16 protein-coding genes and 1 riboswitch are annotated in these 21,470 nt (G+C 64.3%); of the genes, 3 read left to right on the top strand and 13 right to left on the bottom strand.

Going from position 1 to position 21,470, the window contains the following annotated elements:
* The first annotated feature begins 152 nt into the window (after positions 1–152).
* Positions 153–1,655: a HAMP domain-containing protein gene (locus IFT98_RS08915; protein WP_122714598.1), complete on the top strand. Its 1,503-nt coding sequence runs from the start codon at positions 153–155 to the stop codon at positions 1,653–1,655.
* 59 nt (positions 1,656–1,714) lie between these two features.
* Here the strand turns inward: IFT98_RS08915 and IFT98_RS08910 are convergent, their stop codons facing one another.
* The 9 genes from IFT98_RS08910 to IFT98_RS08870 all read right to left on the bottom strand — a co-directional run bounded on the left by IFT98_RS08910 (position 1,715) and on the right by IFT98_RS08870 (position 11,037).
* Positions 1,715–2,419 carry a PqiC family protein gene (locus IFT98_RS08910; RefSeq protein ID WP_122714597.1) on the bottom strand — a complete coding sequence of 235 codons (705 nt, stop codon included), beginning with the start codon at positions 2,417–2,419 and terminating at the stop codon, positions 1,715–1,717.
* 169 nt (positions 2,420–2,588) lie between these two features.
* Complete coding sequence (gene parC, locus IFT98_RS08905) at positions 2,589–4,844, bottom strand: DNA topoisomerase IV subunit A (protein ID WP_192048099.1); 2,256 nt, start codon at positions 4,842–4,844, stop codon at positions 2,589–2,591.
* A gap of 7 nt (positions 4,845–4,851) precedes the next feature.
* Positions 4,852–5,376 carry a retropepsin-like aspartic protease family protein gene (locus tag IFT98_RS08900; RefSeq protein WP_192048098.1) on the bottom strand — a complete coding sequence of 175 codons (525 nt, stop codon included), beginning with the start codon at positions 5,374–5,376 and terminating at the stop codon, positions 4,852–4,854.
* Positions 5,373–6,359, bottom strand: coding sequence for an esterase-like activity of phytase family protein (locus IFT98_RS08895; protein WP_446730826.1), 987 nt, complete (start codon positions 6,357–6,359; stop codon positions 5,373–5,375). The genes IFT98_RS08900 and IFT98_RS08895 overlap by 4 nt, the downstream gene beginning before the upstream one ends.
* An 8-nt stretch (positions 6,360–6,367) precedes the next feature.
* Positions 6,368–8,272: a DNA topoisomerase IV subunit B gene (gene parE / locus IFT98_RS08890; RefSeq protein WP_043191207.1), complete on the bottom strand. Its 1,905-nt coding sequence runs from the start codon at positions 8,270–8,272 to the stop codon at positions 6,368–6,370.
* A gap of 35 nt (positions 8,273–8,307) precedes the next feature.
* Positions 8,308–8,916: a YqiA/YcfP family alpha/beta fold hydrolase gene (locus tag IFT98_RS08885; protein WP_192048097.1), complete on the bottom strand. Its 609-nt coding sequence runs from the start codon at positions 8,914–8,916 to the stop codon at positions 8,308–8,310.
* A 152-nt stretch (positions 8,917–9,068) separates the two neighbouring features.
* Complete coding sequence (cpdA, locus tag IFT98_RS08880) at positions 9,069–9,884, bottom strand: 3',5'-cyclic-AMP phosphodiesterase (protein ID WP_192048096.1); 816 nt, start codon at positions 9,882–9,884, stop codon at positions 9,069–9,071.
* A 92-nt stretch (positions 9,885–9,976) separates the two neighbouring features.
* The gene (locus tag IFT98_RS08875; protein WP_197976610.1) at positions 9,977–10,465 is read right to left on the bottom strand and encodes a DUF1249 domain-containing protein; all 489 of its coding nucleotides are present in this window, start codon (positions 10,463–10,465) and stop codon (positions 9,977–9,979) included.
* Entirely contained in the window at positions 10,420–11,037 is a 618-nt protein-coding gene (locus IFT98_RS08870; RefSeq protein WP_122796546.1) for an NUDIX domain-containing protein, read from the bottom strand. Before IFT98_RS08870 ends, IFT98_RS08875 begins: the two co-directional genes overlap by 46 nt.
* 198 nt (positions 11,038–11,235) lie before the next feature.
* Here IFT98_RS08870 and IFT98_RS08865 point away from each other — a divergent pair, with 198 nt between their 5' ends.
* On the top strand, positions 11,236–11,982 hold the full coding sequence (locus IFT98_RS08865) for an RsiV family protein (protein WP_185794968.1): 747 nt from the start codon (positions 11,236–11,238) through the stop codon (positions 11,980–11,982).
* Here IFT98_RS08865 and cytX read toward each other — a convergent pair.
* Both cytX and thiC read right to left on the bottom strand, forming a co-directional pair.
* Positions 11,951–13,234 carry a putative hydroxymethylpyrimidine transporter CytX gene (gene cytX / locus IFT98_RS08860; RefSeq protein WP_192048095.1) on the bottom strand — a complete coding sequence of 428 codons (1,284 nt, stop codon included), beginning with the start codon at positions 13,232–13,234 and terminating at the stop codon, positions 11,951–11,953. The two genes, IFT98_RS08865 and cytX, sit on opposite strands and share 32 nt — an antisense overlap.
* A gap of 161 nt (positions 13,235–13,395) precedes the next feature.
* A complete protein-coding gene (gene thiC, locus IFT98_RS08855) occupies positions 13,396–15,300 on the bottom strand; it encodes a phosphomethylpyrimidine synthase ThiC (protein ID WP_192048094.1) in 1,905 nt (634 codons plus the stop codon).
* Positions 15,301–15,451: 151 nt separating this feature from the next.
* A riboswitch (TPP riboswitch) is annotated at positions 15,452–15,556 on the bottom strand.
* A 167-nt stretch (positions 15,557–15,723) separates the two neighbouring features.
* Between thiC and IFT98_RS08850 the strand changes: the two genes are divergently transcribed.
* Complete coding sequence (locus IFT98_RS08850; protein ID WP_192048093.1) at positions 15,724–17,181, top strand: TolC family outer membrane protein; 1,458 nt, start codon at positions 15,724–15,726, stop codon at positions 17,179–17,181.
* A 574-nt stretch (positions 17,182–17,755) separates the two neighbouring features.
* Here the strand turns inward: IFT98_RS08850 and IFT98_RS08845 are convergent.
* Positions 17,756–19,531, bottom strand: coding sequence for an acyl-CoA dehydrogenase C-terminal domain-containing protein (locus IFT98_RS08845; RefSeq protein ID WP_192048092.1), 1,776 nt, complete (start codon positions 19,529–19,531; stop codon positions 17,756–17,758).
* Positions 19,532–19,615: 84 nt separating this feature from the next.
* Complete coding sequence (locus IFT98_RS08840; RefSeq protein WP_192048091.1) at positions 19,616–21,421, bottom strand: phenylacyl-CoA dehydrogenase; 1,806 nt, start codon at positions 21,419–21,421, stop codon at positions 19,616–19,618.
* Between the last annotated feature and the right edge of the window lie 49 nt (positions 21,422–21,470).

Genomic DNA, 21,470 nt, shown 5'->3' with positions numbered 1-21,470 from the left:
AGCAGGACGATTTCGCGCAAGAGGCACCCCGTTTCATGAAAAAAAACGCATTCTAACCACTTTCAGTGACCATCGGGCACAGGCAGCGCTTTGCCGCTCGGAGGGGGGTCGTTATACTGCGCGCCAACTTCACGGACAAAGAGCCGCGCTCAGTGAACCGGCCTACGCCAGTCAAAACCGACAACTTCTTCCTGCTGATCTTCCGAGCCGTGCGCCACCGTCGAGTGCCCCTGGCTTTGCGCATCGCGTTCACCAACATCGTGCTGGTTGCCATTGCCCTGGTGATCTACGCCTGCGTCATGGGTCTGCAGTTCAAGCAGGCCATGCACGAGCAGGCCGACGCGGTGGGGCAGAGCCTGACCACGCAGACGGCCACGTCCGCCACCGAGCTGCTGGTGTCCAACGACATCCTCAGCCTCAACGTGCTGCTCAACAACTTGGTGAAGAACCCGCTGGTCGCCCACGCGGCGATCTTCAGCCCGGACAACCGCATTCTCGCCGAAGCCGGCCAGCGCCCCAAGAGCGGCCTGCTGGGGCAGAGCCAGGGGCTGTACGAAACGAAGATCAACTTCCAGGATGCGCTGGCCGGGCAACTGCGCATCAGCCTGGACATGAACCAGTTCCAGCAGCCGTTGACCATCAGCCTGCAGAGCATGGGTGTGCTGGCGGGCATCCTGTTGGTGCTGGCACTGGCTTTGAGCCTGCGGTTGGGTCGTTACATCTCCACGCCGCTGCTGCAGCTGCGGGTCTGGTTGCGCAACCCCGACGAGTTCACCCCGGCCACTCAGCGCACCGACGAGATCGGTGATCTGGCGCGGCAGTTGCACGCGCAATTGGCGCCCGAGCCGCGCGAGCCGGAGGTCGAGCCCGACGACACGGACGAAGACGACGAGCCGCAAGCGGCGCCACCCGTGCGCACGGCAACCGCCAGGCCGGGTCCCTTCCCTCCCGTGGCAGCCAAGCCGGTAAAACCGGTCATGCGCCAGATTCACGCGGACGAAGACGAAGAAGACTTCGGCGACGATCCGTTCTCCGATCTGCGCGAAACCCCGGTGGCCGTGATCAAGCAGCCGACCACGGCCGTGGCCCGGGTGCACACCGACAGCGCTGTGCTGGCCGTGCAACTGGGCGCGCAGGAACAACTGCGTCGCCTGCCCAAGGCACGCCTGGCCGAGTTGCTGGAGCGTTACCACGACTGTCTGCAACAGGCTGCCTCGCTGTACGAGGGCGAAGTGCACATGCTCAACGATGGCAGCACGCTGATGCTGTTTCACAGCGAGCACAGCGGGGACGACTACCTGACCAACGCGATCTGTTGCGGCGAACTGTTGCGCGCCCTGGGCCATGCCTTGCAGATCGAGGTCGCCGACAGCGGCATCACCCTGCAACTGCAGTTGGGGCTGGTGCTCAGCGATGACGTTCATGGCTTGAATTCCATCGACCTGCTGCTGACCGAATCGGCGCAGGATGCACTGGCGCTCTCCCAGCACAGTCGCAACCTGCTGCTGGTGGTGCGCGAGATCGGCGAAGACCCGCTGATCCGTCAACGCGCGCGCATTCGCTCGATCGCCAGCCCTGAAGGCGCCTGTTGCGTCGAGCGGCTGCTGGAGCCCTACCCGTCCCTGCTGGAACGCCAACTGGCACGAATCAGCTGATCGGTTGAGCGATTGCCCACAAAAAAGCCCGCAACGCGGGCTTTTTTGTGGGCGCCGTTCTAGAAGCGGAACACTTCCAGATCGGTACGGATGGGCGTAGCCAAGGGAATCCGCGACTTTTCCTGCTCGCGGCGCACCTGCGCCGGCGCGGATTTGCGCTCCTCGACCAGCGCCGGCTGGTTGGCCAGCGGCTTGAGCGCCGCCGTCAACTGTGCGGCCAGGCGCTGAAGCAGAACGCCCTGGGCCTGGACTTGATCCGCAGTACCGCCGTCATGCTTTTCTTCAAGGTGGACGATACGGTTGTCGCGTACCTGCCCGCGGCGGTCCAGGACGCGCCACTGGGCATCCAGTATCGCCGGCTGGCGGCTGCCCGAATCGAGGCGGGTGATCGACAACAGTACCTGGGCGTCAGGCGTGAAGTTGGCTGGCGTGGGTGCCAGCACTACGCGCTGGCTGTCCAGGCGCCAAGCCATCTGGCGCAACAGCAACTGGTCGATGTCTGCAGAAAGACTGCCGGCCCAGCGACCGTCGGTGGACGCCCTCAGGCTGCCATCGGACTGGCGCTGCAGCAGCGTTTCGCGCTGCAGGTAGTCAGCCACGGATACTGGCCCCAGCAGCACGGCCATGCCGCGGCTTTCCTTGGGCAGCCCGGGGTTGCCGCTGTCGAGCTGATACAGGGCCACTGGCTGATGCGTGCTGCATCCGGCCAGTCCCAGCACGCCGCTGAGCAATAGAATCACGGGGAGGCGCAACAGTTTCATCATTTCATCCAGGCGGCTGCCACACGGCAACCGCAGCAATACTTGACCGGGTCGTCTGGACGCTGCCGCTTGGCAGCGCCGCGAAAGGGCCTATCATCCGTGAATCCGCGCCCCGACTCCAGTGCTAGTACGTCGAACGGCAGCACTGCCGCCGTCCGGGCGCGATCGTCGATCAGAGGTTTTCCACGACCAGGGCGTCGACGCGCTGGAAACCGCGGGGCAGCTTGTTGCCACGCCGACCGCGCTCGCCTTTATAGTGCTCGAGGTCGTCGGGCTTGAGCGACAGCGTGCGTTTACCCGCCTGCAGGACCAGGGTCGAGCCTTCGGCAACCACTGCCAGGTCAGTGACGAATTCTTCACGGCTGGCCACTCGATCACCGGGAATGCCGATGATCTTGTTGCCTTTGCCCTTGCCCAGTTGCGGCAGGTCGCTGATCTTGAATACCAGCAGGCGCCCCTCGGTGGTCACCGCGGCCAGCCAATTGCGTTCGCGATCGGGTACGGCACGCGGGTTGATCACCTTGGCCCCTTTGGGCAGGCTGAGCAGCGCCTTGCCAGCCTTGTTCTTGGCCTGCAGGTCTTCGCCCTTGACCACGAAGCCGTAGCCGGCGTCCGACGCGATGACATACAACGCGTCGTCGTCGGGCAGCATCACGCACTCGAAGCTTGCGCCGGGGGGCGGCGTCAGCCGGCCGGTCAGCGGCTCGCCCTGGCCTCGGGCCGAAGGTAGGGTGTGCGCGGCCACCGAGTAGCTGCGCCCGGTCGAGTCGATGAATACCGCGAACTGGTTCGAGCGCCCGGTGGCCGCGGTCTTGTAGCCGTCGCCGGCTTTATAGGAGAGGCCCGTGGCGTCGATGTCGTGACCTTTGCCACAACGCACCCAGCCTTTTTCGGACAGCACCACCGTCACCGGCTCGGTCGGCATCAGCTCGTTTTCCGACAGCGCGCGCGCTTCGCTGCGCGCAACGATCGGCGAGCGACGCGCGTCGCCATAGGTTTCGGCGTCCTTGATCAGCTCGGCGCGCACCAGCTTCTTCAGCTTGCTTTCGCTGCCCAGCAGCGCCTGCAGCTTGGCGCGCTCCTTGGCCAGTTCTTCCTGCTCGCCACGGATCTTCATTTCTTCCAAGCGCGCCAGCTGACGCAGGCGCGTATCGAGAATGTAGTCGGCCTGGATCTCGGTGAGGGCAAAGCGTTCGATCAGGCGCGCCTTGGGATGCTCCTCGGTGCGGATGATGTGGATCACTTCATCCAGGTTGAGGAAGGCGATCAGCAAGCCGTCCAACAGGTGCAGGCGACGTTCGACCTTGTCCAGGCGGAACTGCAGGCGACGGCGCACGGTGTTGACACGGAACTCCAGCCATTCGACCAGCAACGCGCGCAGGTTCTTTAACTGCGGGCGCCCGTCCAGGCCGATGATGTTGACGTTGACCCGGTAGGTCGACTCCAGATCGGTGGTGGCGAACAGATGCTGCATCAGATCGTCGACTTCGACGCGATTGGAGCGTGGAATGATGACGATGCGACACGGATGCTCGTGGTCGGATTCGTCACGCAGGTCCGCCACCATCGGCAGCTTCTTGGCCTGCATCTGCGCCGCGATCTGTTCCAGCACTTTGGCGCCGGACACTTGGTGCGGCAAGGCGGTGACGACGACGTCGCCGTCTTCCAGGCGATACACCGCGCGCATGCGCACCGAGCCGCGACCGGTCTGGTAGATTTTCAGCAGATCGGCGCGCGGGGTGATGATTTCCGCTTCGGTCGGGTAGTCGGGGCCCTGGATGTGTTCGCAGAGCTGCTCGATCGTCGCCTTGGGCTCGTCGAGCAGGCGCACACAGGCGCTGGCCACTTCGCGCAGGTTGTGCGGTGGAACATCGGTGGCCATGCCTACGGCAATGCCGGTGGTGCCGTTGAGCAGGATATTGGGCAGCCGCGCCGGCAGTACCGACGGCTCGTCGAGGGTACCGTCGAAATTCGGCACCCAGTCCGCCGTGCCCTGCCCCAGCTCGGTGAGCAGCACCTCGGAATAGCGCGACAGGCGCGCCTCGGTGTAGCGCATGGCCGCAAAGGATTTCGGATCATCCGGCGCGCCCCAGTTGCCCTGGCCATCGACCAGCGTGTAGCGATAGCTGAACGGCTGCGCCATCAACACCATGGCCTCGTAGCAGGCCGAGTCGCCATGGGGGTGGAACTTGCCGAGCACGTCGCCCACGGTGCGCGCGGACTTCTTGTGCTTGGCGTCGGCGTCCAGGCCCAACTCGCTCATGGCATAGACGATGCGTCGCTGGACCGGCTTGAGGCCATCGCCAATATGCGGCAGGGCGCGGTCCATGATCACGTACATGGAGTAGTTGAGGTAGGCCTGTTCGGTGAAGTCAGCCAGGGACCGGCGTTCTACGCCGTCAAGACTGAGATCGAGGGAATCGCTCATGCAAGCCTCATCGTTTCGTGGTCTGGCGCAGCAGCAAGTTGCCACCGCGCTGAGTGAATTCAAGTTGTTTCAGAGCGCTCATGCCCAGCAGCACCTGGTCGCCGTCGAAGCCCGGCACCACCAGGGCGCGGACATTGCTCAGGCGGATATCGCCCAGCTGCAGAGTGGCGATCTCGGTGCGGTAGCCTTGGGTCTTGCCGTTGGCAGTGGTGAGCAGCACCGGCGCCCCGCGTGCCAATTCAAGCTTGCGCGCTACCGCTTCGGGCATGGCCACATCGGTGGCGCCGGTGTCGAGCATGAACTGCACCGGCTGCCCATTGATGAAGCCGCCGCTGACGAAGTGCCCCTGGCCATTGCCGGCCAATTGCACTTCCACGTAGCCGTCGCCGTGCTGGGAAACCGGCACGGCATTGGGGTTTTCGCGACGCTGCTCCCAGTCACCGAAGAACTGCGTGGCCAGGTACAAGGCTGCGGCCCAGGCCAGCAGCATCAACACCTTGCCAGTGCGTCTGCCCGGTGCGGCCTGGCTCATGGCGCCGCGCTCCAGCCGCCGGCGGGGGCCGCGAAACGCCAGACCACCGGGCGACGCTCGCCATCGGCGCGGGCCCATTGGTTGTTGTCGGTGCCCACCCACGCCCCCTCGGCATCGACGCTCAGCGCTTCGGTCAGACCGTAGGGAGCATCATAACGGCGGGCCGGCAACAGCGCCTCGGCGGCGAACGACCAGCAACGCTCGACGGCAGCCGTGTCCGCATCGCGACGACAGATGCGGTAGGCATTGCGTTCCAGCGTGAACAGCTTGCCATCGAACCAGGCCAGATCGGCAAAATCGCGCGGCATGTGCCGGGCCCGGGGAATCTGCACCGGCAGGGCTTCCACACCGCCTTCGGCAAGCAGTACGCAACGCCCCTCACAACTCCAGCTCAACGGCCGCTTGCGAACGGCCAACAGGCCGCGCTGCTGACGTTCGGCCGCCAGCCACAAGCGGTCGCCGGCCGGGTTGACGGTTAGCCCTTCGAACAGGGCATTGAAATGCAACAGCAGATTGCTGGCACGTGCCTGACTGACCAGGGTCGGGTCCAGGGGCAACCATTTCGGCTCGCCCGACACGGGAATCTGCAGCACCGCCACGTGAGCTTCGCTGACCAGGTATTGGTTGCCTCGGGCATCGCAGCTGATGCCTTCGAAATCCAGGTCGCCGCCGCGCACGAAGGCCGCCGCCCAACTGCTCATGCGCAGACGAACAGGCAGGCCGCTGGGCGGTACCGGCGGCGCCTTGAAGGTTACGGCCGTGGCCTGCCAGTCGGGGGTCGAGGTGTCGAGTCGATAGACCGTACCGTCCTCCCGGTCCGAAACGGCCCACAATGCCTTGCGGCACAGCGCCAGCCCGGACAGATTCCCGCTGGGCATGCCGTCCACCGCGTGCTCGCCGACCAGGGTCAGCTCGGGCACGGGTGGTTTCCCCGACGCCACGGCCAGCGTCGGCAGGGCCAGGGCGAACAGGGCTGTCAGCAGCGCTGCGATCAAGCCAGCACCTCGGCCAGATTGCCCTTGGACTCGAGCCACGCCTTGCGGTCGCCCGCACGTTTCTTGGCCAGCAGCATGTCCATGATCTCGGTGGTCCCGGCGAAATCGTCCAGGGTCAGTTGCACCAGGCGGCGGGTGTTGGGGTCCATGGTGGTTTCGCGCAGTTGCGGCGGGTTCATTTCGCCCAGGCCCTTGAAGCGCGTGACCTGCGGCTTGCCGCGTTTCTTTTCGGCGACCAGGCGGTCGAGGATGCCGTCGCGCTCGGCCTCGTCCAGGGCGTAGAAGATCTCCTTGCCCAGGTCGATGCGGTACAGCGGCGGCATGGCGACGTAGACGTGACCGGCGTCCACCAAAGGCCGGAAGTGCTGGACGAACAGCGCGCACAGAAGGGTCGCGATGTGCAGGCCGTCGGAGTCGGCGTCGGCCAGAATGCACACCTTGCCGTAGCGCAGCTGGCTGATATCGGCGGCACCGGGATCGACGCCGATGGCCACGGCAATGTTGTGCACTTCCTGGCTGGCGAGTACTTCGCTGCCGTCCACTTCCCAGGTGTTGAGGATCTTGCCGCGCAACGGCAGGATCGCCTGGAATTCCTTGTCCCGTGCCTGCTTCGCCGAGCCACCTGCCGAGTCGCCTTCGACCAGGAACAGCTCGGAGCGGGCTGGGTCCTGGCCGGCGCAGTCGGCCAGCTTGCCGGGCAATGCGGGGCCCTGGGTGATGCGCTTGCGCTCGACCTTCTTGCTCGCCTTGAGGCGGCGCCCGGCGTTGCTGATCGCCAGTTCGGCCAACTGCATGCCCAACTCGGGATGGGCATTGAGCCACAGGCTGAAGGCGTCCTTGACCACGCCAGAGACGAACGCGGCCGCCTCGCGCGAGGACAGCCGCTCCTTGGTCTGGCCGGAGAACTGCGCATCCTGCATCTTCATCGAGAGCACGAAGGCGATGCGTTCCCAGATATCTTCCGGCGCCAGCTTCAAGCCGCGCGGCAGCAGGTTGCGGAACTCGCAGAACTCGCGCATCGCATCCAGCAGACCCTGGCGCAGCCCGTTGACGTGGGTACCGCCCTGGGCCGTGGGAATCAGGTTGACGTAGCTTTCCTGAACGCTGTCGCCACCTTCGGGCAACCACAGCAGTGCCCAGTCCACGGCTTCCTTGTTGCCCGCCAGGCTGCCGCAGAACGGCTCGTCGGGCAGGCGAGCGAATTCGGTGACCGCGTCGATCAGGTACGAACGCAGACCGTCTTCGTAATGCCATTCAACCTTCTCGCCGCTGCCCTTGTCTTCGAAGCTGACCAGCAGGCCGGGACACAACACCGCCTTGGCCTTGAGCACATGCTTGAGGCGGCTGACGGAAAACTTCGGCGAATCGAAGTATTTCGGGTCCGGGGCGAAGTACACGCTGGTGCCGGTGTTGCGCTTGCCGACGGTGCCGATGACTTCCAGATCGGTGGCCTTGAAGCCATCGGCGAAGGTCATCTGGTACTCGTTGCCGTCGCGCTTGACCCTGACCCGCACCTGATTGGACAAGGCGTTGACCACCGAGATACCGACCCCGTGCAGGCCGCCGGAGAATTGGTAGTTCTTGTTGGAAAACTTGCCGCCCGCGTGCAGCTTGGTGAGGATCAGTTCGACGCCGCTGACGCCTTCCTCGGGGTGGATGTCCACGGGCATGCCACGGCCATCGTCGGACACTTCCAGAGAGTGATCGGCGTGCAGGATGACCTGAATGGACCGCGCATGGCCCGCCAGGGCTTCGTCGACACTGTTGTCGATGACTTCCTGGGCCAGGTGATTGGGCCGACTGGTGTCGGTGTACATGCCCGGGCGCTTGCGCACCGGGTCGAGGCCCGAGAGGACTTCGATGGCGTCTGCGTTATAGGAGCTAGCGCTGGGATTGGCCATGGGGTCTCGTCGTCAGTCGTTCGTGAAAAGAGTGATCAAAGCTGGGCAAAATCGACGGCCTGGTAACGCGCCGCGTCGATGCCGGCGAATGCCAGCAGCGCTGGCAACTTCTGCGCAAAGCCTTGGAAGCCGTGGTCGCCGCCGTTTTCGATGTGTACGCTGCAGGCCTGGTAGAAGGCCGCCGCCTGGCGATAGTCGAGGGTTTCGTCGCCGGTCTGCAGCCACACTTGAAGCCGCTCGGGATCGGTAGGCGCCGGCACTTCCAGCTCGGCCAGCGCCGTGACGTGGTCGCGGGTCAACTGCCAGCGTTCGCCCGTGTAGTGGTTGGTCTGCATCCCCAGGTAGCCATCGAACAGACGGTGCGGATTGACCACCGGGTTGATCAACAATGCCTTGAGCCCGAAGCGCTTGGCCAGGTGCGTCGCATAGTAGCCGCCGAGGGAGCTTCCCACCAGCAATGGCGCGTCGAGCTCCGCCAGTGCGGCTTCCAGCTGGGCAATGGCCTGGCGCGGATGGTGGTGCAGCGCCGGCGCGCGAAGCTGGTCGGCCAGGCCGATGCGTTGCATCAGCGCGCTCAGCTGGCGGGCTTTCTGCGAATCCGGCGAACTGTTCAGACCGTGAATGTAGAGGATCGAACCGGGCATGGGGGCCTCCGGGCATAGAGATGGCGCGCAGTTTACCTTGTCGGGGGTGCAGTTGGGGTGTTGGTGCGTCGGTATATGGGCAAGCCGCAAGCCTGGCACGAAACCCCGTGGGAGCGGGCTCTGCCCGCGAAGGCCGCGCTACCGCCCCTGAGTCAATAACCCGCGGCGTTCAGGTCGGGGGTAAAGGTGAAGTTTGCCAGGCGCGACACGCCTGTCTCGATCTGCCCATCGGGCATCAGCCGCAGCCAGCGGTATCCCGGCGCTCGGTCGTCCAGGGCGAAATCCTCGCTGCCTGGCAGAAACTGAATGCCCGTGGACGGCGACGCCAGCAGGCGCAAGCCATGGGCGTGACGGTCGATTTCCTGATGCACATGCCCCCAGAGCAGGCCCCGCGCCTGAGGGAAACGCGCGAGCAGCTCGAACAGGGCCTCAGCGTTGCGCAGCCCGATGGGCTCTATCCATTGGCTGCCGATCGCAACCGGATGGTGGTGCAGACACACCAGGTGATGCTTGTGCGGTGCTTCAACGAGCGCCCGCTCGAGCAACTGCAACTGGTCGTCGGCCAGATAGCCGGCTGCCGAACCAGCGATGGTCGAATCGAGCAGGGTCACCCGCCAGGCGCCCACGTCCGCCACCGGCTCCAGCCACTGGGTGCCCTGGGCGGCCTGCTGCATGAGCGCAGGCTGGTCATGGTTGCCGGGCAGCCAGCGCGCCGGTGCGCAAATGACCTGGGTGGCCTGCGCGAACGCCTGGTACGACGCCAGCGTGCCGTCCTGGGACAGGTCACCGGTGGCGACCAGCAAGTCGATGCGTGGCTGTTCCATGAGCACCTGCGCGACCACCTGCGCCAGGCTTTGGCGCGTGTTCACGCCGAACATGGCGCCGTCGGCTTCGGCCACCAGATGACTGTCCGAAAGCTGCACGAGCAGCACCGGGGCATCGACAGTGGGATCAGATAGGCTCGGCAAGACCGTCTCCAGGCGAAAGGGGCAACCGGCAAATTATGCGCAGCCTGGATGGCAAGGGCAATGCGACGTGCGGCGTTCGTGCAGGACGATGCTCAGCGTACCGCTTCGTACTCGTGGCCACAGGCCAGGCAATGACTCAGCCACTCGCCAAGGAACAGGTTGAGCTGAGCCTTTTCGTCAGGCTGGTGCATGGCCGCATTGGGATAGGGGTAGACACTGCGGAAACGCCGAGCATGCTCGGCACTGACGACTTCGGCCATGCGCGCATCGTGGTACACCTGCACTTCCATCTGCGGCACCGGCAGCCATGGCAGGCTGTGTTCCTGGCGTACGCGCAGGGTGGTGGTGTACGGACAGGCCAGCAGCACCTCCAGCGTCAGCACACCGAGCATCTGGTCGGCCTGGGTCATGGCGATGCGGCGCGACACCTGCTGGCTGCGCATGTCCGGCAGCAGGCGCATGAGCCGCGCATAATTGGCTTCGCAGGCAGCCTGCAGGCCGACCAGATCGACCCGGTAGCGCTCGCGCAACGGACTCACGACCACAGCCCCCTGACTTCGTCGCGGTTCAGGGCCAGCCATTGAATGGCGATGATCGCTGCCGCGTTGATGATTCGACCATCGCGCACGGCCTGCAGGGCATCGTCGAATGCCCAGACCCTGACGCGGATGTCCTCGCCCTCTTCTTCCAGGCCATGCAGGCCACCCGCGCCCTCGCTGCTGCAGCGGCCCAGGTAGAGGTGCACGTACTCGTCGCTGCCACCGGGAGACGGGAAGTACTTGCTGATCGGCCACAGCGCTTGGATCTGCAGGCCCGCTTCCTCGTCGGCCTCGCGGTGCGCGACTTCCTCGGGCAGCTCGTCCTTGTCGATCAGCCCGGCAACCATTTCGATCAGCCAGGGGTTGTCGACCTTGCCCACCGCGCCGACCCGGAACTGCTCGATGAGCACCAGTTCGTCGCGAGCGGCGTCGTAAGGCAACACGCACACGGCATCATGGCGCACGAACAATTCGCGGCTGATCTGCTTGCTCATGCCACCGTTGAACAGCTCGTGGCGCAGGAACAGCTTGTCCAGTTTGTAGAAGCCCTGGAAGCAGAGCTCGCGCTTGTCGATTTCGACCGCTGTAGGCATCGACCGGGATGAATCTGACATGGAAAAACCTCTTACTCGTGCATGCAGCATGGGGCCATCCTAACCGCGATGCGCCTGTATTGCAGCCCCCTTTGAGGTGAAGCCGCAAGCCTCGGGATAGGCGGTTGAGCGAGCAGGCATTAAGATTGCGCAGCTGGCGAACCGACGGTTCGACCGGCAGTCCAACCACGATAATTCCATTACCCGCCAAGGACCCTCATGTCGTTTCTCAAGTTCGCCTCCGTGGCCTGCGTCGCCCTGACCCTGGGAGCCTGCTCCAGCCTCTTCCAGCCCAACTACCGGGCGCCGCTGGACACCAAGCGCGAGGCTTTCGAGCACCTCAAGCCTGGCTGCGACAATCAGGATTGCCCGCTGGTGAACATCGACGTGGTGCACTTTCCCGACGAGCCGGGCCTGGATGCAGCCATCGACAAGCGCTTGCGCGAGATGACCGTCAACACCCCCGACGCCCGCGTGCCGGCGACCCTGAAGGCCTACGAAGAGCAGTTCATGCGCGAGGCCCAGCCACGCTACAGCAGCTACCTGCAAGCCAAGGTACGCGAACAGCATGACGGCATTGTTGTGGTCGAGCTGTCCAGCTACGCCATGACCGGCGGCGCCCATGGCATGCCCGGGCGCGGCTTCATCAACTGGTCGCGTCGCGAGCACCGCGAGCTGACCCTGCAGGACATGCTGGTCCCAGGCCAGGAGCGAGCGTTCTGGCAGGCCGCCGAAGAAGCCCACCGCGGCTGGCTGGTCGCCAGCAAACTGGACAAGGACGCCGAGTTCATTCGCCAGTGGCCCTTCCAGCAAACGCCGAACATTGCGCTCACCTATGGGGGCGTGGTGCTCAAGTACAACGTGTACAGCATCGCCCCCTACGCAATGGGCCACCCGGAAGTGAAGATTGCCTACCCGCGCCTCAATGGCGTGATCAAGCCCGAGCTGTTCCCGGGCCGCGGTTGAGCGCTCGCTCGATCAGGTAGTACAGCAACCCGGCCACCAGCAGCGCTGGCAGAGTTGCGCCGATCTGCGGGTACAGATTGGCCAGCCCATGGTACAGGCACACGCCGCCAAGCCAGGACAGCAGTGCACTCCAGCGCACGGCGCGCGGTTCGACCTGGGCCGAACGCTTGCGCAGCACGAAGTGGTCCATCAGCACCACGCCGAACAGCGGCGCGAACACCGAGCCGATCAGCAGCAGGAAGTTCTGGTACTGCGCCAGCGGTGCCAGGCAGGCGATCAGCGTGCAGATGATACCGATGGCCAGAGCCAGGTGTTCGACCTTGAGCCCCGACAGCAAGCTGGTCGATACGGCTGCCGAATGGATATCGGCGAAGGCGTTCTCCGACTCGTCCAGCAAGATCAGCAGCAGCGGTATGCCCAGGCCGGCACCGGCCAACGCCAGCAGCAGCGCATTGACTTCGCCGCTGGGCGCGAACGCCAGGGTGTAGGCGACGCCCAGGCTCATCAACCAGAAGTTGCCGATGAAGAAACCCACGGCGGTTCCGCCGAACACGTTTCTGGCGCGCTTGCCGAATCGCGAATAGTCGGCAATCAGCGGCAGCCATGACAAGGGCATGGCGATGGCGATGTCGAAGCCCGTGGCCAGGTCCATGGAGCCGTCGCCAGCGGTGTTCCACAGGGTAGTCAGGTCGGCCTTGGCAAACAGGTTCCAGGTCAGCCACAGACACGCCGCCAACAGCAGCCAGATACCCCATTTGCGCAGCACCTTGCGCACGAAGGTCAGCGGTCCGGTGACCGCCAGCAATGTCGCCAGGCCGCCGAAGAACAGCGTCCACAGCCAGGGGTTGCTGCCCAGGCTGTCCTCACCGAACGCGCGCGTGCCCAGCAGGCTGGCGGCATCGCGCATGACGATGATCTCGAACGAACCCCAGCCGATCAGTTGCAGCAGGTTGAGCAAGGCCGGAACGCTGCCGGCGCCGCGACCCAGGGTCAGGCGCAGGGCCGCCATGGCGGAGAGTCCGGTGTCGCTGCCGATGACGCCGACCGAGGCGAGCAGCAAAACACCCACCAGGGTGCCCAGGAAGATCGCCGCCAGTGCGCCGGCGAGGCCCAGGCCAGGCGCCAGCAGGGCGCCGGTCTGCAGCACCATGAGGCCCACGCCCAGGGAAAACCACAGGGAGAACAGGTCGCGCCCGCCCAGCACACGCTGGGCGGTGGACACTGCGATATCGGGAGAATAGGAGGTTTTCAATGGATGGGCTCGAGTGGAAATGGGTCGAAGGTTGTTGGGGCATTGGCGGAGAGTCAGGTCGAACGCGGTGCGGCTTTCGCGGCCGATGACCGCTCCCACAGGGATCGCGATCCTGTGGGAGCGGTCTGTGGCCGGCAAGGCCGTACCACCGAAGATACTGACTAGACCTTTTGGTACAGCTGGCTGCCTTCCTGCTTGAAGCGCTGCGCCTGCTCGCGCATCCCCTCTTCCACGCTCAGGTCGACGGCTTCGATCTTCTGGTTGGCCGCGTACTCGCGCACTTCCTGGGTGATTTTCATCGAGCAGAACTTCGGGCCGCACATCGAGCAGAAATGCGCGACCTTGGCCGAATCCTTGGGCAGGGTTTCGTCGTGGTAGGCGCGCGCGGTGTCTGGATCCAGCCCCAGGTTGAACTGGTCTTCCCAGCGAAACTCGAAGCGCGCCTTGCTCAAGGCGTTGTCGCGGATCTGCGCGCCCGGGTGTCCCTTGGCCAGGTCGGCGGCATGGGCGGCAATCTTGTAGGTGATGATGCCGGTCTTCACGTCATCCTTGTTCGGCAACCCGAGGTGCTCCTTGGGCGTCACGTAGCAGAGCATGGCGCAGCCGAACCAGCCGATCATCGCCGCACCGATGCCCGAGGTGATGTGGTCGTAGCCCGGCGCGATGTCGGTGGTCAGTGGGCCAAGGGTGTAGAACGGCGCTTCGTCGCAGCACTCCAGCTGCTTGTCCATGTTCTCCTTGATCAACTGCATCGGCACATGCCCCGGACCTTCGATCATGCACTGCACGTCGTGCTTCCAGGCGATCTTGGTCAGCTCGCCGAGGGTTTCCAGTTCGCCGAACTGGGCTTCGTCGTTGGCGTCGGCGATCGACCCGGGACGCAGGCCGTCGCCCAGGGAAAAGCTGACGTCGTAGGCCTTCATGATCTCGCAGATCTCGTCGAAGTGCGTGTAGAGGAAGTTTTCCTTGTGATGCGCCAGGCACCACTTGGCCATGATCGACCCGCCGCGACTGACGATGCCGGTGACCCGCTTGGCCGTCAGCGGTACATAGCGCAACAGCACGCCGGCATGGATGGTGAAGTAGTCGACGCCCTGCTCGGCCTGCTCGATCAGAGTGTCGCGGAACAGCTCCCAGGTCAGGTCCTCAGCCGCGCCGCCGACTTTTTCCAGGGCCTGATAGATGGGTACGGTGCCGATCGGCACGGGCGAGTTGCGGATGATCCACTCGCGGGTCTCGTGGATGTGCTTGCCGGTGGACAGGTCCATTACCGTGTCCGAGCCCCAGCGAATGCCCCAGGTGAGCTTGGCCACTTCTTCCTCGATGGAGGAACCCAGCGCGCTGTTGCCGATGTTGCCGTTGATCTTCACCAGGAAGTTGCGGCCGATGATCATCGGCTCGAGTTCGGTGTGGTTGATGTTGGCCGGAATGATGGCGCGGCCGCGGGCGATCTCGTCGCGCACGAATTCGGCGGTGATCTCCTGGGGAATGCTGGCGCCGAAGCTGTGGCCCTTGTGCTGGTCCTTGAGCAGGCCGGCAGCGCGCGCCTCGGCCAGCTTCATGTTTTCGCGGATGGCGACGTATTCCATTTCGGCGGTAATGATGCCCTGGCGGGCATAGTGCATCTGGCTGACGTTGGCGCCAGCCTTGGCCCGGCGCGGGTTGCGCACATGGGCGAAGCGCAGTTTGGTCAGTTCGTCGTCGCTCAGGCGTTGCTGGCCGAAGTTGGAGCTCAGGCCGGCCAGGCGCTCGGTGTCGCCGCGGTCGTCGATCCAGGCCGAACGTATATCAGCCAGGCCCTTGCGCACGTCGATGACGACGCTGGGGTCGGTGTAGGGGCCCGACGTGTCGTAGACGGTCACCGGCGGGTTGATCTCGCCCGCGCCGTTGCCGGTCGAGAAGTCGGTGGGCGTGACATCCAGGCTGATCTCGCGCATCGGCACGCGGATGTCCGCACGCGAGCCCTGAACGTAGATCTTGCGTGAACGGGTGAAGGGCTGCACGGAGCCGGAATCGACTTGGGCCGATTCGCTCAAATGCACGGTGTTTTTTGCTTTTGTATTCATCACAGGCTCTCCAGACGGCATCCAGCACGGGAATGTCGGAGCGAACCTGAAAGGCACGGATGCACCCTGTGAACGGATGCTGTGCTTGTACGCGAGGTGCTGTGCAGAAAATGCGCGAGACCCCGGACGAAGCACAAGAGGACTCGCCGAAAGGACGAGAAATCTTGTTCCCTACGCAGGCGCTAACCTGATCAGGTTCAACGGGATCCGGATTATCCGATCTCAGCCTCATAGCAAGGCACCCCGACAAGAACGTGCACAGCATAGACGGCCCGCACACGGAACGCCAACTCCGCCTGCAGGTCTTGATATTGGCCGTTGCGCCGGATTGTTGTGCGGCGCGCCGCGCTCTACACTCGCCCTGCCCCACGCCTCTTTTCACAGCTGATGCCCAGACCCAGCTTTCAGACCAAGGATTGCCCCATGCTGCGCAGTAGATTTCCCTCGGCAACGGCCCTCGCCCTGGCCGTCTCCAGTGCCATTCCAGGCATGGCCCTGGCGCAGCAGGCACCGCTGGCGAGCATGACCGATCTGGTCAGCGTCTATCAGGAAGCGGTGCTGAACAACGCCGACCTGGCGGCGTCGCGGGCCGACTACGCCGCGCAAAGCGAAATCGTGCCGCAGGCGCGGGCAGGCTTGCTGCCCAACCTGTCGGCGGGCTATGACATCAACGATACCCGCACGGCGCTGGACCAGCCGTCGGCGGTGTACAACCGCAGCGGCAACTCCTACCGGGCGCAGTTGAGCCAGCCGCTGTTCCGCGCCGACCGCTGGTTCCAGCTCAAGGCCGCCAAGGCGGTCGACGAGCAGGCGGCGGTGCAGTTGTCGGCCACCGAGCAGAATCTCATTCTGCAGAGTGCCCAGGCCTATTTCTCGGTGCTGCGCGCGCAGGACAACCTGGCCACCGCGCGTGCCGAAGAGAACGCTTTCCGGCGCCAGCTCGATCAGTCGCAGGAGCGTTTCAACGTCGGTCTTTCCGACAAGACCGACACCCTGCAATCCCAGGCCAGCTACGACACCGCCCGGGCCAATCGGATCATCGCCCAGCGTCAGGTCGACGACGCCTTCCAAGCCCTGATAACGCTGACCAACCGCGAGTACAATTCGATCCAGGGCATCGTTCACACCTTGCCAGTGCTGGCGCCGATGCCCAACGATGCGAGCGCGTGGGTCGACACCGCTTCCCGGCAGAACCTCGATCTGCTGGCCAGCAACTACGCCGTGGAAGCCGCCGAGCAGACCTTGCGCCAGCGCAAGGCCGGGCATGCGCCTACGGTGGATGCGGTGGCGCAATACCAGAAGGGCGACAACGACAATCTGGGTTTCAGCAATCCGTCCAACCTGCCGGGCGTGAGCTATGGCAGCGATGTGTCGCAGCGCAGCATTGGGGTGCAGTTGAACATTCCGATCTACAGCGGCGGCCTGACCAGTTCGCAGGTCCGTGAGGCCTACGCGCGGCTCACGCAAAGTGAACAGCAGCGTGAAAGCCTGCGTCGACAAGTGGTGGAGAACACCCGCAACCTGCACCGTGCGGTGAATACCGATGTCGAGCAGGTGCAGGCGCGCAAGCAGTCGATCATCTCCAACCAGAGCTCGGTGCTGGCCACCGAAATCGGCTATCAGGTGGGAACGCGCAATATCGTCGATGTGCTTGATGCGCAGCGTCAGCTGTACAGCTCGGTACGCGACTACAACAACACCCGCTACGACTACATCCTCGACAACCTGCGCCTCAAGCAGGCCGCGGGCATTCTCAGCCCAGGCGACCTGCAGGACCTGACGCGCTTCCTCAAGGCCGACTACAACCCGGACCGGGATTTCCTCCCGCCGGACCTGGCCAAGGCGGCAGAAGCGCTGCTCAAGCCGCCAGCGAAACCATGACCTGACGCAACCTGTAGCAGCGGTGCAAGCCGCGGCCGGCGTCGATGCGGGGTGTCAGGTGTATCGCGTCGCCAGTGACGCGGCTCGCGCCGCTGCTACACGGGGCGCGCAACCCATAATGAGCCCCACGCGTTCCTGTAGCAGCGGCGCGAGCCGCGGCCGGCGGCGATGCGGGGTGTCAGGTGTATCGCGTCGCCAGTGACGCGGCTCGCGCCGCTGCTACACGGGGCGCAAACCTTCACGACTGGCTTGCGCAACCCTGTAGCAGCGGCGCGAGCCGCGTCCGGCCTTGATGCAGTGGGTCAGGTGTACCGCGCAGTCGGTGACGCGGCTTGCGCCGCTGCTACAGGGGAAATTATTCGGGAGCGGAAAAAAGAAAACCCCGCCGAAGCGGGGTTTTGCAGACTGTTTCCCATGACATCCATTTCCGTCCGCCGTCCTGGCAGAAATCCTACGTGTCCCTGTTATATCTAGGCGCATCCTGCGCAACGTCCTTGGAGTGAAGATTAACTGTGGATCCAATCTACGGATATAGCTCAAAGACACCACGTGATGTAAGCCAAAGCTTACACCGTCAGAATTGCTCCTCATCCAACAGAAACAGTGACGAGCTGCCAGCATCGACGGCAGCCGCCAACGAGTGGATCCGCGGCAGTAACCGGGCGAAATAAAAGCGCGCCGTGCCCAGTTTGCTGGCATAGAACGCCTCGTCCTGCCGGCCCAGCGCAGCAGCGGCCATCCTTGTCCACATGTAGGCATAGGCGGTGTAGCCAAAGGCTTGCAGGTACTCGACCGACGCGGCGCCGATCTCGCGCGGGTCGTTCGCGGCGCGGTCCAGAACCCCGGCAGTCAGCGCATCCAAACGGTCCAGCGCGTGGATCAGTGGTTGGGTGAACTCCTGCAACGCGGCATCGGCCTGGGCGGCGTAGGCACGCACTTCGTCGGAAAACAGCTGATAGAACGCACCGCCGTTGCCCACCACCTTGCGGCCCATCAGGTCCAGCGCCTGGATGCCGTTGGTGCCCTCGTAGATCTGAGTGATGCGCACATCGCGGACCAACTGCTCCTGGCCCCATTCGCGAATATAGCCGTGGCCACCGAAGACCTGCTGGCCATGCACCGTGGTTTCCAGGCCCAGGTCCGTCAGGAACGCCTTGGCCACCGGTGTCAGCAAGGCCACCATGTCTTCGGCGCGCTTGCGCGTGGCCGGCTCCTCGCTGTACTTGGCGGTGTCCAGCTGCAACGCGACATAGGTGGAGAACGCCCGCCCGCCTTCGTTGCAGGCTTTCATGGTCAGCAACATGCGCCGCACATCCGGGTGAACGATGATCGGATCGGCCATCTTGTCGGCCTGCACGGCCCCTGTGGGCGAACGGCTCTGCAGCCGGTCACGGGCATATTCCACGGCGTTCTGATAGGAGCGCTCGGCCGACGCCAGGCCCTGAATGCCTACGCCCAGACGCTCGTAGTTCATCATGGTGAACATGGCCGCCAGCCCCTTGTTGGCCTCGCCGACCAGGTAACCGGTGGCGCCATCGAAGTTCATCACGCAGGTGGCCGACGCCTGAATGCCCATCTTGTGCTCGATGGAACCGCAGGACACGGCATTGCGCGCGCCCGGGTTGCCGTCGGCATCGACCATGAACTTGGGCACCAGCAGCAGCGAGATACCCTTGGGGCCTGGCGGTGCGTCGGGGAGCTTGGCCAACACCAGGTGAATGATGTTCTCGGTCAGGTCGTGCTCACCACCGGTGATGAAGATCTTCGTCCCGCTGACCCTGTAGCTGCCGTCGGCCTGTGGCTCGGCACGTGTGCGAATCAGGCCGAGGTCGGTACCCGCATGGGCTTCGGTCAGGCACATGGAGCCGGCCCAGGTTCCGGCATACATCTTGGGCAGGTACGTGCGTTTCAGCTCTTCACTGGCATGGGCGTTGATGGACAGGCAGGCACCGGCAGTCAGCATCGGGTACAGGCCGAACGCCAGGCTGGCCGAGTTGACCATCTCCTCGACCTGCGCCGAAATCACCTTGGGCATGCCCATGCCGCCGTGGGCAGGCTCGCCGCCCACGCCGACCCAGCCACCCTCGGCGTAGGTCTGGTAGGCCTGAATGAACCCGGCCGGAGTCGTCACTGCGGTATCGCGCCAGTGGCAGCCCTCTTCATCGGCCGCACGGCTCAATGGCGCGATCGCCTGGGCGGTGACCTTGCCGGCTTCCTCGAGGATCGCCTCCATGGTTTCCACGTCGACGCTGTCGGCCAGGCCCGGCAGCTGCGCCCAGTGGCTGGCAACGTCGAATACTTCGTTCAGAACAAAGCGCATATCGCGCAAGGGAGCTTTGTAGTCCGCCATGGCTGACTCGCAGAAATTCAAGGGCTGAAGTTCGAAAGCCGGGCGGCACGCTCGACGCGCGCCGCAGGCTGGTTGGCGTACCTGTCAGTAGGACAGGCCGAAGTGCGCTTCGTCCATGTCCATCAGGTTGGCCGCGCCCGAGAGCATGGCGGCAACGTGAGTGCGGGTACGCGGCAGGATGCGCTGGTAGTAGAAACGTGCCGTCTGCAGCTTGGCCGTGTAGAACGCGGCATCGCCCGTGCCTTCAGCCAGCTTCTGCGCTGCCACACGGGCCATGTCGGCCCAGAAATAGGCCAGGCAGGCGTAGCCCGAATACATCACGTAGTCGACCGAGGCTGCGCCGACTTCTTCGCGATCCTTCATGGCGGCCATACCGACCTTCATGGTCAGCTCGCCCCATTCCTTGTTCAATTGCCCCAGTGGTGCAACGAACTCGGCAAGCGCTTCGTTGCCTTCGTTGGCCTGGCAGAACTTGTGCACGATCCGGGTGAAGCCCTTGAGTGCCTCGCCCTGGGTCATGAGCACCTTGCGGCCCAGCAGGTCGAGTGCCTGGATGCCGGTGGTGCCTTCGTACAGCATGGAAATGCGGCTGTCGCGCACGTTCTGCTCCATGCCCCACTCGGCAATGAAACCGTGCCCACCGTAGATCTGCACGCCGTGGTTGGCGGCTTCGAAACCGACTTCGGTCATGAATGCCTTGGCGATCGGCGTCATGAACGCCAGCAGGGCATCGGCGCGCTTGCGCTCTTCCTCGTCCTGGCTGAACTTGAGCACGTCCACCAGTTTGGCGGTGAAATAGACCATGGCCCGCGTGCCTTCGGCGAAGGCCTTGATGGTCAGCAGCATGCGGCGTACGTCCGGGTGCACGATGATCGGATCGGCGGCCTTTTCGGGCGCCTTGGGACCGGTCAGCGAGCGCATCTGCAAGCGGTCGCGGGCATAGCGCAGGCCACCCTGAAACGCGACTTCGGCATGGGCCAGACCCTGCAGGGCGGTGCCCAGGCGTGCCGTGTTCATGAAGGTGAACATGCAGTTCAGGCCCTTGTTGGCGGGGCCGATGAGATAACCGGTGGCGCTGTCGAAGTTCATCACGCAGGTGGCGTTGCCGTGAATGCCCATCTTGTGTTCCAGCGAGCCACAGCTCACCGCATTGCGCGCGCCGATCGCGCCATCGCTGTCAGGCAGGAACTTGGGCACGATGAACAGTGAGATGCCCTTGGTGCCAGCCGGTGCATCGGGCAGACGTGCCAGCACGATATGCACGATGTTGTCGGCCATGTCGTGTTCGCCGGCGGAAATGAAGATCTTCGTGCCGCTGATCGCATAACTGCCGTCGGCCTGGGGTTCGGCCTTGGTGCGCAGCATGCCCAGGTCGGTGCCGCAGTGCGGTTCGGTCAGGCACATGGTGCCGGTCCACTCGCCGGACACCAGCTTGGTCAGGTAGGCCTCTTGCTGCTCGGGGGTGCCATGGGCGGAAATGGTGTTCATGGCGCCATGGGACAGGCCGGGGTACATGCCCCACGACCAGTTGGCGCTGCCGATCATCTCGCTCACCGCCAGCCCCAGGGATTCGGGCAGGCCCTGGCCGCCGTGTTCGACGTCGTGGGCCAGGCTGGGCCAGCCGCCTTCTACGAACTGTTTGTAGGCCTGCTTGAAACCGGTCGGCGTCTTCACGCCGTCTTCGCTCCAGGTGCAGCCTTCGATGTCGCCCACACGGTTCAGCGGAGCCAGTACCTGTTCGCAGAACTTGGCGCCTTCTTCGAGGATGGCATCGACCATGTCCGGGGTCGCATCCTGGCAGCCGGGCAGGCTTTGATAGTGCGCTTCGTAGCCGAGCAACTCGTCGCGGACGAAGCGAATATCACGCAAGGGGGCCTTGTAATCAGGCATAGCAATGAACCTCTGCTGATGAATTCCGGTGGGTTCGACCTGCGACAGG

The organism is Pseudomonas sp. CFBP 8770, from assembly GCF_014841705.1.
Taxonomy (GTDB): domain Bacteria; phylum Pseudomonadota; class Gammaproteobacteria; order Pseudomonadales; family Pseudomonadaceae; genus Aquipseudomonas.
This window is presented reverse-complemented; position numbering and strand designations above follow the sequence as displayed.

Excerpts from the sequence above, each read along its gene's own strand:
- IFT98_RS08910 (WP_122714597.1), bottom strand. The coding sequence starts at position 2,419 with ATGATGAAACTGTTGCGCCTCCCCGTGATTCTATTGCTCAGCGGCGTG.
- parC (WP_192048099.1), bottom strand. The coding sequence starts at position 4,844 with ATGAGCGATTCCCTCGATCTCAGTCTTGACGGCGTAGAACGCCGGTCC.
- IFT98_RS08900 (WP_192048098.1), bottom strand. The coding sequence starts at position 5,376 with ATGAGCCAGGCCGCACCGGGCAGACGCACTGGCAAGGTGTTGATGCTG.
- parE (WP_043191207.1), bottom strand. The coding sequence starts at position 8,272 with ATGGCCAATCCCAGCGCTAGCTCCTATAACGCAGACGCCATCGAAGTC.
- IFT98_RS08885 (WP_192048097.1), bottom strand. The coding sequence starts at position 8,916 with ATGCCCGGTTCGATCCTCTACATTCACGGTCTGAACAGTTCGCCGGAT.
- IFT98_RS08875 (WP_197976610.1), bottom strand. The coding sequence starts at position 10,465 with ATGGCTGGCCCTGAACCGCGACGAAGTCAGGGGGCTGTGGTCGTGAGT.
- IFT98_RS08870 (WP_122796546.1), bottom strand. The coding sequence starts at position 11,037 with ATGTCAGATTCATCCCGGTCGATGCCTACAGCGGTCGAAATCGACAAG.
- IFT98_RS08865 (WP_185794968.1), top strand. The coding sequence starts at position 11,236 with ATGTCGTTTCTCAAGTTCGCCTCCGTGGCCTGCGTCGCCCTGACCCTG.
- thiC (WP_192048094.1), bottom strand. The coding sequence starts at position 15,300 with ATGAATACAAAAGCAAAAAACACCGTGCATTTGAGCGAATCGGCCCAA.
- IFT98_RS08850 (WP_192048093.1), top strand. The coding sequence starts at position 15,724 with ATGCTGCGCAGTAGATTTCCCTCGGCAACGGCCCTCGCCCTGGCCGTC.
- IFT98_RS08845 (WP_192048092.1), bottom strand. The coding sequence starts at position 19,531 with ATGGCGGACTACAAAGCTCCCTTGCGCGATATGCGCTTTGTTCTGAAC.
- IFT98_RS08840 (WP_192048091.1), bottom strand. The coding sequence starts at position 21,421 with ATGCCTGATTACAAGGCCCCCTTGCGTGATATTCGCTTCGTCCGCGAC.